General features: G+C 60.5%; 11 protein-coding genes. 7 read left to right on the plus strand and 4 right to left on the minus strand.

Features of this window, described 5'->3' with window-relative positions:
• Window positions 1-95 precede the first annotated feature (95 nt).
• A complete protein-coding gene (locus tag J1W56_RS09000; RefSeq protein ID WP_223612951.1) occupies window positions 96-809 on the minus strand; it encodes an SDR family oxidoreductase in 714 nt (237 codons plus the stop codon).
• Window positions 810-1,131: 322 nt separating this feature from the next.
• Between J1W56_RS09000 and J1W56_RS09005 the strand changes: the two genes are divergently transcribed.
• Together J1W56_RS09005 and J1W56_RS09010 are read left to right on the plus strand one after the other, a co-directional pair.
• Complete coding sequence (locus J1W56_RS09005) at window positions 1,132-1,656, plus strand: GNAT family N-acetyltransferase (RefSeq protein ID WP_223612952.1); 525 nt, start codon at window positions 1,132-1,134, stop codon at window positions 1,654-1,656.
• Between the two features lie 70 nt (window positions 1,657-1,726).
• Complete coding sequence (locus J1W56_RS09010; RefSeq protein ID WP_223612953.1) at window positions 1,727-2,386, plus strand: OmpA family protein; 660 nt, start codon at window positions 1,727-1,729, stop codon at window positions 2,384-2,386.
• Here the strand turns inward: J1W56_RS09010 and J1W56_RS09015 are convergent.
• Window positions 2,379-3,308, minus strand: a complete 930-nt coding sequence (locus J1W56_RS09015) for a pseudouridine-5'-phosphate glycosidase (protein WP_223612954.1) — start codon at window positions 3,306-3,308, stop codon at window positions 2,379-2,381. The genes J1W56_RS09010 and J1W56_RS09015 overlap by 8 nt on opposite strands.
• Before the next feature lie 32 nt (window positions 3,309-3,340).
• Window positions 3,341-4,291, minus strand: a complete 951-nt coding sequence (locus J1W56_RS09020) for a carbohydrate kinase family protein (RefSeq protein ID WP_223612955.1) — start codon at window positions 4,289-4,291, stop codon at window positions 3,341-3,343.
• Between the two features lie 318 nt (window positions 4,292-4,609).
• On the opposite strand from J1W56_RS09020, the gene recA reads away from it, so the two are divergent.
• From recA to J1W56_RS09035, 3 genes are all read left to right on the plus strand, one after another.
• Window positions 4,610-5,704, plus strand: coding sequence for a recombinase RecA (recA, locus tag J1W56_RS09025; RefSeq protein WP_182549139.1), 1,095 nt, complete (start codon window positions 4,610-4,612; stop codon window positions 5,702-5,704).
• Between the two features lie 392 nt (window positions 5,705-6,096).
• Window positions 6,097-8,754, plus strand: coding sequence for an alanine--tRNA ligase (gene alaS / locus J1W56_RS09030; RefSeq protein ID WP_223612956.1), 2,658 nt, complete (start codon window positions 6,097-6,099; stop codon window positions 8,752-8,754).
• A gap of 290 nt (window positions 8,755-9,044) precedes the next feature.
• A complete protein-coding gene (locus J1W56_RS09035) occupies window positions 9,045-9,518 on the plus strand; it encodes a hypothetical protein (protein WP_223612957.1) in 474 nt (157 codons plus the stop codon).
• 332 nt (window positions 9,519-9,850) lie between these two features.
• Here J1W56_RS09035 and J1W56_RS09040 read toward each other — a convergent pair whose 3' ends face one another.
• Window positions 9,851-11,065, minus strand: a complete 1,215-nt coding sequence (locus J1W56_RS09040; protein ID WP_223612958.1) for an NADP-dependent isocitrate dehydrogenase — start codon at window positions 11,063-11,065, stop codon at window positions 9,851-9,853.
• 214 nt (window positions 11,066-11,279) lie between these two features.
• On the opposite strand from J1W56_RS09040, the gene J1W56_RS09045 reads away from it, so the two are divergent.
• Both J1W56_RS09045 and murI read left to right on the plus strand, forming a co-directional pair.
• Window positions 11,280-12,149 (plus strand): RNA methyltransferase, encoded by an 870-nt coding sequence (locus tag J1W56_RS09045; protein WP_223612959.1) that lies wholly within the window; start codon window positions 11,280-11,282, stop codon window positions 12,147-12,149.
• Window positions 12,142-12,942, plus strand: coding sequence for a glutamate racemase (gene murI / locus J1W56_RS09050; RefSeq protein ID WP_223612960.1), 801 nt, complete (start codon window positions 12,142-12,144; stop codon window positions 12,940-12,942). Before J1W56_RS09045 ends, murI begins: the two co-directional genes overlap by 8 nt.
• Window positions 12,943-12,955: the final 13 nt, after the last annotated feature.

The following is a 12,955-nucleotide window of genomic DNA, read 5'->3' on the forward strand; positions in this document are numbered from 1 at the left end:
AGCTCCCTGCAACCTACTCCATCCCTCATGGTGAGCTTGTCGAACCACGCACCCATATGACAGGGCAGCCTTCGATGTGCTGCCCTTAACGCTGTCTAGACGTGTTTGGTGATCCCGCCATCCACGCGAATGTTCTGCCCCGTGATGTAGCCCGCATCGTCCGACAGCAGGAACGCGGTTGTCTTGGCGATCTCGTTCATGGTGCCGACGCGTTTCATCGGGATGCCGCTCTCGGTGCCCGGCTTGTGATCGAGGCTGTCGATAAAGCCGGGAAGCACCGCATTCATGCGGATATTGTCGGCGGCGTAGCGATCCGCGTAGAGTTTTGTATAGGCGCCGACGGCGGCGCGATAGGCGCAGGACACCGGGAAGACGAGGCTGGGCTCGAAAGCGGCGAAGGTGGTGATGTTCACCCAGGCGCCTTTGCCCTGCTTGAGCATATAGGGTGTGACGAGCCGCGCCATGCGCACGACGCTCAGCACCATCAGATCATTGCCAAGCGCCCATTTCTCGTCGGTGATGTCGATGAGGTCACCCTTCGGCGGATGGCCCGTATGGTTGACCACGGCGTCGATGCGCCCATAGGCTTCCGCTGTCTTGGCGACGAGCGTTTCCAGATCCTTGGCTTCTCCAGCCGAACCCTTGATGCCGATTGCACCCAATTCCGCTGCCAGCTCGATGGCGCTGCCGGATGGCGACATCAGGCCGAGCCGGTAGCCTCTGGCGTGCAGCTCGCGCGCTATGCCTGCGCCCATGCCGCGTCCGCCGCCGGTGATGATTGCTACGGGTGATTGTGAGGTCTCAGTCATGCGAAATCCTGTCGATGTCGTTTGGGTGCGGCGGAGCATGTTGGAATAAGACCGGCGGCGCAAACGAATTCCGCCCGGCATATTCGTCAAAATTTTTGAACCGGGATCAGGTTTTGAATCAGAAACTCTCTTGAAATCACTGATATTGTGGTGAAAGATGGCGGCATGATCCGTCGTTCGAATATCATGATGCTTGGTACCGCACTCCTTTTCAGGGGTGGTGGAGAGCTGTTGCGCTGACGTCGACGCGATCTTTCACCAGACCCTGCCACGAGGCGAGCAGGGTCTGACCTTCGCTCTTCTCGAACAAACGGAGAGCAAGATGCAAGACCAACCTTTATCACCACCCCACGATAGCGCATTCTCGATCCGGGCGGCGCGTGCCGCCGATTTTGAACAGATCAACACATTGACCAATTTACCCGGTTTTCGTGCCGGTACTTTACGCCTGCCCTTTCAAAGTGCGGAGCAGACCCGCAAATGGCTCGAAAGTCTGGGCGCGGGGACGACAAGCATCGTTGCCGAGATCGATCAGCAGATCGTTGGCCACGCGGGCCTGCATCGCTCCGATGGCAGGCGGGCCCATACGGCGCATCTCGGGCTCGGCGTGCACGACGATTTCACCGGGCGCGGCATCGGCAAGGCGCTGCTGCTTGCCCTGATCGATGCGGCGGACAACTGGCTCAACATCCGGCGCCTGGAATTGACGGTCCATGCCGACAATGTCAAAGCCATCGGTCTCTACGAAAAATGCGGCTTCGAGCGGGAAGGCGTGCACCGGGATTATGCCTTCAAGAACGGGCGATTTGTCGATGCCCTGGCCATGGCGCGGCTACGGCTGATTTAGCCGTTTGCTTTCCATATTTTGCCGTATTCGATGCTATATTTCGCAACATTTCCAACGGGGACCTGATTCCATGATCAAGAAGTTTGCCATCGGCTGTCTTGCCGCGACGTTTTTGGCCGGTTGCACCACCACCGATCCCTATACCGGCGAGCAAAAAATATCGAATACGGCCGGTGGCGCGGCAATCGGCGCAGCGGTTGGCGCGCTGGGTGGTCTCGCCGTTGGCGGCGGTGGCAAATCCGGCCGCAACGCGGCGCTGATCGGTGCCGGTATCGGCGCGCTGGCCGGCGGTGCCGTTGGCAACTACATGGACCGCCAGGAATCGGAACTTCGGGCCCAGCTGCAGGGCACGGGCGTATCGGTGACCCGTAACGGCGACCAGATCATCCTGAACATGCCGTCGAACATCACGTTTGCTACCGACCAGGATGCGGTGAAGCCGCAGTTCTTTGCAACGCTGAATTCGGTTGCAGTGGTGCTGCGCAAGTTCGACCGGAGCATCATCGATGTCTATGGCCATACGGACAATGTCGGCGGCCAGCAGTACAATCAGCTTCTGTCCGAGCGCCGCGCGCTGTCCGTTTCGAACTACCTGACCCAGCAGGGCATCGACAACCGGCGTTTCTCCGTTCGCGGCTTCGGCATGGACCGGCCGATTGCTTCCAACAATTCGGAAGCCGGCCGGTCGCAGAATCGCCGCGTCGAACTGCAGATTTCGCCGCTTACCTGACCAGTGTCAGGGCGACAGCAATGCGCGCTGCAAGGCGTGCATTGTTTTCCACCAGGGCGATATTCGCCTTCAGGCTTTCGCCCTTGGTGATGTCGAGAATTTCCGAAAGAAGATATGGCGTTACGGCCTTGCCTGTGATGCCATTTTTTGTGGCGCGCGACAGGGCTTCACGGATGTATCCGCCCATGATGTCGGCCGGAATTTCGCTTTCCAGCGGAATCGGGTTGGCGATCAGCATGCCGCCGTTGACGCCGATGGCGCTGCGCGTTGCCTGGAACCTGGCGATGGCTTCCGGCGTGTCGAGACGCAAGGGGGCCTTGAGATGTGACTGGCGCGACCAGAAGGCCGGCAGAACATCCGCTCCATGCACCACAACGGGTACGCCTTTGGTTTCAAGCACTTCCAGCGTCTTTTCAATATCCAGAATCGCCTTGGCGCCCGCCGAGACGACGATCACCGGGGTGCGGCCCAATTCTTCCAGATCGGCCGATATGTCGAAACTGGTCTCCGCGCCCATATGCACGCCGCCGATGCCGCCCGTGGCAAACACCTTGATGCCGGCCATGTGTGCGGCCAGCATGGTGGCGGCAACGGTGGTGCCGCCGGTGCGGCCTTCCGACAGCGCAAACGCCAGATCGGCGCGCGACAGCTTCATGGCGCCCTTGACCTGCGCCAATGCCTCGCGTTCCTCGGCCGAAATGCCGATCTTCAGGCGGCCATCGATGATGGCGATGGTCGCCGGGACTGCGCCACCATCGCGGATGATCGTCTCGACATCGGCGGCCATGCGGCTGTTGTCCGGGTAGGGCATGCCGTGGGTGATGATCGTGCTTTCCAGCGCCACCACCGGCTGCCCGGCGGCAAGTGCTTTCTGCACCTCCGGTGCAATGTCGGTGAACGGGTTGAGGGCTGTTGTGGTCATGGTTCTTTCCTTTGTCGTATCAGGCCGTTCGCTCATGCGAGCGGGATGGCCTCCGGTATGGTCGCGAGGGCCGCGTCGAAAATCCTGGATGTGAAGATCGGCGTTGCCGAATGGGTTTGCAGTGTCAGCGCCGAGGCGGCAAAGCCTTCGCGCACGGCTTCCGCGAGGGGAAGGCCGCGCATCAGCGCCGATATGGTGCCGCCGGCCAGCGCATCACCCGCGCCGGTCACGTCGGCAATACCGGTCAGCGCGGGCGGGAGAAGGGAGAATGCACCGCCGCTGGAATAGACCAGCGCAGCCTGCCCGCCATTGCTGACAACGGCAGTGTGCAGACCCTCTGCCGTCAGGGCGCGGTGCAGATCGGGCAGGCTGGCATCGGTGCCCAGTCCCGTCAGCGCAAAGGCTTCACGCCGGTTGAGGAACAGGCAGGCGAGATCGCCGAGAACCGGCCGCAACCGCACCGCCTTGGCCGGGGAAATCGCCAGCGCATAGAGCGGTTTGCCGCCGGCAAGCTCGGCCAGTTTCTGCAACGCTTCCGACGGCAGATTGGCATCGCCGAAAACCGCATCGGCAGCATCGATGGAATCGCGCACCTTGCGCCGCCGCAACTGCCGGGGCAGGGCAAGTTCATACAGCGCCATGTCGGCAATGGCCGCAACCACATCGCCCTGTTCATCGAGGATCGCCGTATAGCTCGGGGTTGCCCGATCGATGAACACGGCGGAACTGTCCTTGATTCCGGCGGCCTCAAAGGCGGCGCCGATGACATCGCCAACCCGGTCGCCGCCGCGCACCGACAGCATTTCAGCCCGCACACCGCGCCGCACGGCAAGGCGCAAAGCATTGAACACGCCGCCGCCAGGCTCTTCGCGCATGATGCCGGGGTTGGACGCGCCGGGAATGAAGGGAACGCTGCTCTGGCCGCGCCGGTCCATATGGGCGCCGCCGACAGCAAACAGCAGCGGTGTGTAATCCTGAGTCATGGTTGGTGGCTTTTGCTGAACAAAATGATCGGTTGCAAGACACTTGGTCCTTTCCTTCTCTAGATGGCCTGCTGCCCTGACGCAATCGCCGCAACGATTCGAATTTGCTGGCCGCGGTTTTCCCGTTCATGCTGCCCGAACACGAGGAACATGTGGACAAGCGCAGGCAGAGAACTTTCGGAACATTTTAAGAACATTTTTGTGTTATTATTGTTTTTCAATGGCTTGTGCATATTGCCAAATGAGAACAAAACAGATACAAATATCTTCAAAGGCCGGAGCATCCGGGCTTCATGGATAGCACAGGGGTAGTGTAACATGGCTCAAAATTCTTTGCGGTTAGTTGAGGGTAATTCGGTGGATAAAACGAAAGCGCTGGATGCGGCATTGTCACAGATCGAGAGAGCCTTTGGTAAGGGTTCGATCATGCGGCTTGGACGCAATGAGCAGGTTGTGGAAATTGAGACGGTTTCGACCGGGTCGCTTTCCCTGGATATAGCCCTTGGCGTCGGCGGTCTGCCGAAAGGCCGCATTGTCGAAATTTATGGGCCGGAAAGCTCGGGTAAGACAACCTTGGCGCTGCATACGATTGCGGAAGCCCAGAAGAAGGGCGGCATCTGCGCCTTTGTCGACGCGGAACATGCGCTGGACCCGGTCTATGCCCGCAAGCTGGGCGTGGATCTGGAGAATCTTCTGATCTCGCAGCCCGATACCGGCGAGCAGGCGCTGGAGATCACCGATACGCTGGTGCGTTCCGGTGCGATCGATGTTCTGGTGGTCGATTCCGTTGCCGCCTTGACCCCACGTGCGGAAATCGAAGGCGAGATGGGCGATTCTCTTCCCGGCCTGCAGGCCCGCCTGATGAGCCAGGCGCTGCGCAAGCTGACCGCATCCATTTCCCGCTCCAATTGCATGGTCATCTTCATCAACCAGATCCGCATGAAGATCGGCGTGATGTTCGGTTCGCCTGAAACCACGACGGGCGGCAATGCGCTGAAATTCTATGCTTCGGTGCGTCTCGATATCCGCCGCATCGGTGCGCTGAAGGAACGTGATGAGGTGGTCGGCAACCAGACCCGCGTCAAGGTGGTCAAGAACAAGCTTGCGCCCCCCTTCAAGCAGGTCGAATTCGACATTATGTATGGCGAAGGCGTATCCAAGACGGGCGAACTGGTCGATCTCGGCGTCAAGGCGGGTATCGTTGAAAAATCCGGTTCGTGGTTCTCCTACAATTCCCAGCGTCTGGGGCAGGGCCGCGACAACGCAAAGCTCTTCCTCAAGGACAATCCCGAAGTGGCCAATGAGATCGAGCTGGTCCTGCGCCAGAATGCCGGTCTGATTGCCGAGCAGATGCTGGACAAGGGCCCGGACGATGTCGAGGACAATGACGGACCCGAGGCCGCCGAAGGCTGATCTCCCAGGACGGACCGTTCCGGTCTGCAATTCAAACCCGCATCCGGCCGCCGGATGCGGGTTTTTCTTTTAAAATGCTCTCACGCTGTAAGAACGTCCCTCGGGCCGAGGCTGTGCTTCACCGCACGCAGCGCTACCTTCCCACATATTGAGCAGACCTCCCTCATGCTGAGCTTGTCGAAGCACGCACAACCGCTCTGCGTGCTTCGACAAGCTCAGCATGAGGAAGAGTGCACGTATTCGAAGACTGTGCTGTTCATAAGCAAGGCCCATTATCACAGGGATTTTCTGGACAGGCCGCGGTCGCATCGCTACAAGCGTTGCGTTCCGCCCTTTTGTTGCAGAAAGGGGCTATTTCGCTTTGGTTAGAGACAAGTCAGAAGGCAATGCACATGAGTGGCGTCAACGAAATCCGGTCGACATTTCTGAACTATTTCAAGAAGAACGGCCATGAGATCGTGGCGTCGAGCCCGCTTGTGCCGCGCAACGACCCGACGCTGATGTTCACCAATGCCGGCATGGTGCAGTTCAAGAATGTTTTCACCGGTCTGGAGCAGCGGCCTTACAGCCGGGCCACGACATCGCAGAAATGCGTGCGCGCCGGCGGCAAGCACAATGACCTGGACAATGTCGGCTATACCGCACGCCATCACACGTTCTTTGAAATGCTCGGCAATTTCTCCTTCGGCGATTACTTCAAGGAAGAGGCGATCAGCCTAGCCTGGAACCTGATCACCAAGGAATATGGTCTCGACAGGAACAAGCTGCTCGTCACCGTCTATCATACGGACGATGCGGCTGCCGGATTCTGGAAGAAGATTGCCGGTCTGTCCGATGACCGCATCATCCGCATCGCCACCAGCGACAATTTCTGGGCGATGGGCGATACCGGCCCATGCGGCCCTTGTTCGGAAATTTTCTACGACCATGGCGAAGACATCTGGGGCGGCCCTCCCGGCAGCGCCAACGAGGATGGCGACCGCTTCATCGAGATCTGGAACCTCGTCTTCATGCAGTTCGAGCAGATCACCAAGGAGCAGCGCATCGAATTGCCGCGCCCGTCCATCGATACCGGCATGGGGCTGGAACGGTTGGCGGCGGTGCTGCAGGGCGAGCACGACAATTATGATATCGACCTGTTCCGGGCGCTTATCCGCGCGTCGGAAGATGCGACCGGCATCAAGGCGGAAGGAAAATTCCGCGCCAGCCACCGGGTGATCGCCGATCATCTGCGCTCATCGAGCTTCCTCATTGCCGATGGCGTGCTGCCGTCGAATGAAGGCCGCGGCTATGTGCTGCGCCGCATCATGCGCCGCGCCATGCGCCATGCGCAGCTGCTGGGTGCCAAGGAGCCGCTGATGTGGCGCCTGCTGCCGGCACTGATCCGCGAGATGGGGCAGGCCTATCCGGAACTGATCCGCGCTGAATCGCTGATTTCGGAAACGCTGAAGCTTGAGGAAACCCGTTTCCGCAAAACGCTGGACCGCGGCCTTGGCCTGCTGAGCGATGCCACGGAAGGTCTTGGCGAAGGCGATCGGCTCGATGGCGAAACCGCGTTCAAGCTCTATGACACCTTCGGTTTCCCGCTGGATCTCACCCAGGATGCGCTGCGCCAGCGCGGTATCGCTGTCGATACCGATGCTTTTGCGGCGGCCATGGAGCGGCAGAAGGCGGAAGCCCGCGCCCATTGGTCCGGTTCCGGCGACGCAGCGACAGAAACGGTCTGGTTTGCGGTGCGCGACAAGGTCGGCGCCACCGAATTCCTCGGCTACGAGACGGAAAAGGCCGAAGGCGTCATCACCGCGCTGGTGCGGGACGGTGCGCAGGTGGACAGCGCCGGGGAAGGCGAGGCCATTGCCCTCGTGGTCAACCAGACGCCGTTCTATGCCGAGTCCGGCGGCCAGCAGGGCGATACCGGCATCATCTCCGGTGACGGCTTCACCGTTGTTGTCACCGACACGCAGAAGAAGAATGACGGCGTGTTCGTGCATCTGGGCAAGGTGCTCAAGGGCACGGTGAAGCTCGACGTGCCGGTGGAGCTGACGGTCGACAGCAGGCGCCGGACGCGTATCCGCTCCAACCACTCGGCGACGCACCTGCTGCATGAGGCGCTGCGCGAAACCCTTGGCACCCATGTCGCGCAGAAGGGCTCGCTCGTTGCGCCGGATCGCCTGCGTTTCGATTTTTCCCATCCGAAGCCGATTTCGGACAAGGAACTGGCCGTCATCGAAGACCTCGCCAACGAAATCGTCCTGCAGAACGCACCGGTCAGTACCCGCCTGATGGCGGTTGACGATGCCATCGCGGAAGGCGCCATGGCGCTGTTCGGTGAGAAGTATGGCGATGAAGTGCGCGTGGTTTCCATGGGAACGGCGCTGCATGGCGAGAAATCGGGCAAGAGCTATTCGACGGAACTGTGCGGTGGCACGCATGTGCGCGCCACCGGCGATATCGGCCTGATCCGCATTGTCTCGGAAAGCGCCGTGGCGGCGGGCGTGCGCCGCATGGAGGCGCTGACCGGCGAAGCCGCGCGCCGCTACCTCGAAGAACAGGACGACCGGGTCAAGGCGATTGCCGGTGCGTTGAAGTCCACGCCTGCCGACGCGCTGGCGCGCGTGACGGCGCTGTTGGATGAGCGCCGCAAGCTGGAACGCGAGCTTACCGAGGCGCGCAAGCAATTGGCGCTTGGCGGCTCCGGCAATGGCGCCGCGCAGTCCGAAACGGTCAATGGTGTCGGCTTCATCGGCAAGGTGGTCACCGGCGTCAATCCGCGTGACCTGAAGCCGCTGGCCGACGATGCCAAGAAGACCGTCGGCTCCGGCATCGTGACGTTCATTGGCGTGTCGGAAGATGGCAAGGCCAGCGCGGTTGTCGGTGTCACCGACGATCTCGTCGGCACGTTCAGCGCCGTCGACCTGGTCAAGATCGCGTCCGCCGCGCTCGGCGGTGCGGGCGGCGGCGGCCGTCCCGACATGGCGCAGGCCGGCGGTCCCGACGGTTCCAAGGCCGAGGCTGCCGTGGCTGCCGTGCGCGACGCGCTCGCCGGCTGACGCCAAGCATTGTATTTCCGGCCGCAGCGTGATGCGGCCGGAAATGCCCCGCTCATACTAATTGCTAAGTGGGCAAGAGATCGATTTTCCGGTATTTTTACCTGATATTTTACGTGCGCAGGCTGATTGGTTTGCGGTGTTTTTTCTGCATCGCAATTTTGTTTCGCATTTTCAAAAACTGTTTTTAGCTATCCATTTCGAGAACTGACGTGAAGACAATACTGGCTCTTCTGCTCGCCGCGATGCTGCTTGTTTCCTGCCAGACCTCGACGGTCGTCAAGGATGTTCATATGCGCAGCGATACGGCCTTTGGGCCGGATGTCCTGGCTTATTTGGATCTGTTCATGTCGCTGAACGCGCAGCCCTACTATTCGACAACTGTGGGATACGGTTTCAAGACGCTTTATACCGGCCAGGGCAAAAGCCACCTCTCCGAGGCCTGGAGCTATGGCCGGCAGATGCGGTTCGAAAAGGGAGTGAGCAGACGGGCGGCCTGTTTCTTTCGGCCTTGCCTGCCCACACGCGAGGAAACCGGCGTGGTGGCCATGGATGAGGCTGATTTTGTTGCCGCCGCCACGAAGGGGCTCGACTTCGAACTGGCGGGCAAGGCCGGGAAAATTGTCGGCAGGATTCCGGCCCATGCCTTCCGCCGGGTATTGGATCTCAAATCGGGCATGAAACTGCCGCCCGCGGCCGCAAACAGGGCGCCACCGGCAAAAGCGCAGGCGCCTGCCGAAGAGGACGCGAATATTGACGACGACTAGTGCCCCGTAAACCTGCGCTTGCGGCATCGCTTGGCGGCAACAAACAGGAGGCGATTTCGGCGGATGGGCGGCGAGGGACGGGGGAATAAGGAGACCGGTTGATCAGGATACCGGCGAAAGAAACTGCGGGATAGCCGGATGATCGGATGAGGAATCCGGCAAACCGGAGGGCCTGTGAAAAGGGCTGCCGCATAGGGAAACCGCAGGGAGAGGGACCTGCCGGGAAAGCTGCGGAGAAAGGGACCGCCCGGAAAGCCTGGCGATCAAAGAAAAGCCCCGGCGAACCGGGGCTTGTGTTGTTCGATGGCGATGCCGGATCAGGCGGCCCCAGATCAGGCGGCCATGGCCTTGCGCAGGTTCTCGTCGATCTTGTCGAGGAAACCCGTGGTGGACAGCCAAGGCTGGTCCGGACCGATCAGCAGCGCCAGATCCTTGGTCATGTAACCGGATTCAACCGTATCGACGCAGACTTTTTCCAGCGTGTTGGCAAAGCGGTCGAGTTCGGTATTGCCGTCGAGCTTGGCGCGGTGAGCAAGGCCGCGCGTCCAGGCGAAGATCGAGGCGATGGAGTTGGTCGAAGTTTCTTCGCCCTTCTGGTGCTGGCGGTAGTGGCGTGTCACGGTGCCGTGGGCGGCTTCCGCTTCCACCGTCTGGCCATCCGGCGTCATCAGCACGGAGGTCATCAGGCCGAGCGAGCCAAAGCCCTGTGCCACGATGTCGGACTGCACGTCGCCGTCATAGTTCTTGCAGGCCCAGACATAGCCGCCGGACCACTTCAGCGCCGAGGCAACCATGTCATCGATCAGGCGATGCTCATAGGTGATCTTCTTCTCGGCGAACTTGTCCTTGAACTCGGCGTCGAACACGTCCTGGAAAATGTCCTTGAAGCGGCCGTCATAGGCCTTGAGGATGGTGTTCTTGGTCGACAGATAGCAGGGGACGCCGCGGTTATAGGCATAGTTGAGCGAGGCGCGGGCAAAGTCGCGGATGGAATCATCCAGATTGTACATGGCCATGGCAACGCCGGCGCTTGGCGCATCATAGACGTCGTGTTCGATGGTCTTGCCGTCTTCGCCGACAAACTTGATCGACAGCTTGCCCTTGCCGGGGAACCGGAAATCGGTGGCGCGGTACTGATCGCCGAAGGCATGGCGGCCAACGATGATCGGCTGGGTCCAGCCGGGAACCAGACGGGGAACGTTCTTGGCAATGATCGGTTCGCGGAAGATAACGCCGCCGAGAATGTTGCGGATCGTGCCGTTGGGCGACTTCCACATCTTCTTCAGGCCGAATTCCTCAACGCGCTGCTCGTCCGGGGTGATGGTGGCGCACTTGACGCCGACGCCATACTGCTTGATTGCATTGGCCGCATCGATGGTCACCTGATCGTCGGTCGCATCGCGATGTTCGATGCCCAGATCGTAATATTTCAGGTCGATGTCGAGATAGGGATGGATCAGCTTGTCTTTGATGTACTGCCAGATGATGCGGGTCATCTCGTCGCCGTCAAGTTCGACGACCGGGTTTGCAACCTTGATCTTTGCCATGAATAATCAGCCTCTTTATTACTGGTCTGGGAATGCCAGCATCGGTTTTCATTGAGGGTTCGCGCCCCTATAGCACTCGCAAACCAGAACGCAAAGACTGGCTTTAAGTGTTTAATCGCAATCTTGGCGGAATATGAGCCGGGCATAGGCCCGATGCACGATTGCCCGTTGAAAAAACGCGTTGTATGAGGGCGGCATTCACAATGGATTGATCATGGCAGGTACAGACAGACAGCGCACACTCATTGCCGAAGGGCCGGCGATCATCCTGGTCGAGCCGCAATTGCCGGAGAATATCGGCATGGTGGCGCGGGCCATGGCCAATTTCGGGCTGGCGGAACTGCGCCTCGTCAAGCCGCGCGAGGAATTTCCCAACGACAAGGCCCGCTCCGCCGCAAGCCGTGCCGACCACATCATCGATGGGGCGAAGGTCTATGACGATCTGCCGTCGGCTATCGAGGATCTGCATTTCGTCTACGCGACGACGGCGCGGGAACGCGATGCCTTCAAGCAGGTGCGCGGACCCGTCGAGGCGGGCCAGACGCTGCGCCAGCGCTTCAACCGGGGCGAGAAAACCGGGATTCTTTTCGGGCGCGAGCGCTTCGGCCTCAATAATGACGAAGTCAGCCTCGCCGATGAGCTGGTGACATTTCCGGTCAACCCGGCATTTTCGTCGCTGAACATCGCACAGGCGGTTTTGCTCATGTCCTATGAGTGGATGAAGTCAGGGTTGGAGAAGGAAACGGACACGGCCTTCCGCGGTCCCGAACTCGAACCCGCGCCGAAGGAACAGCTGCAGGGCTTTTTCAACCATCTGGAAGACGCCTTGCAGGCGCGCGGCTATTTCCGGCCCATGGCCCGCAAGGAAATCATGGTCAACAATCTGCGCGGTGTGCTGACCCGTGCCGGTTTTTCCGACTCGGAACTGAAGCTGTTGCGCGGTGTCGTTGTCTCGCTGGATTATTTCAGCCCGAAGACGCCGCGCGGCTCGGGCGCGCCCGAAGGGCGCAAGCGGGAAAAGCCGGCGGCCAGGAAAACGGCCGTCAAGCCAGCGGGACGCGAGGATATACCCGGCGATGAATGACACAGCGGACCGGCCGATCATTGCGTTTGACAGCGGCATTGGCGGCTTGACCGTCCTGCGCGAGGCGCGGGTGCTCATCCCGGATCGGCGTTTTGTCTATATTGCCGACGATGCCGGTTTCCCCTATGGCGACTGGGACGAAGAGCCGCTGCGCGCCCGCATTCTCGGCCTGTTCGAGGGTTTCATTGCCAGGTACGATCCGGAGATCGTCATCATTCCCTGCAATACGGCGTCGACGCTGGTGCTGGACGATCTGCGCCGGGCCTTTCCGGCGGTGCCTTTTGTCGGCACTGTTCCCGCCATCAAACCGGCGGCAGAGCGCACCTCGTCCGGCCTCATCACCGTTCTGGCAACGCCGGGCACGGTCAAGCGCGCCTATACGCGCGATCTCATTCAGTCGTTTGCCACGAAATGCCATGTGCGGCTGGTCGGCAGCCAGAACCTGGCGCGCATGGCGGAAGCGCATATACGCGGGGATCATCTTGATGATGCGGCGATAGAGGCGGAAATCGCGCCGTGCTTTGTCGAAATGGATGGCAAGCGTACCGATATCGTCGTTCTGGCCTGCACGCATTATCCGTTTCTGGCCAATGTGTTCCGCCGCCTTGCCCCGTGGCCGGTGGATTGGCTGGATCCGGCCGAAGCAATTGCGCGCCGCGCCTTGTCGCTGCTCAAGCCGAACGGTGCCGGCAGCGAACCGGAGCATGGCGACGACATCGCCGTGTTCACCTCGGGCAATCCCGACTTTTCAACCCGGCGCCTGATGCAGGGTTTCGGGCTCGCCATGGCCTGATCACGGCATTGGA

The sequence above is a fragment of the Phyllobacterium calauticae genome (assembly GCF_019991125.1).
In the GTDB taxonomy this organism is placed as follows: Bacteria; Pseudomonadota; Alphaproteobacteria; order Rhizobiales; family Rhizobiaceae; genus Phyllobacterium; species Phyllobacterium calauticae.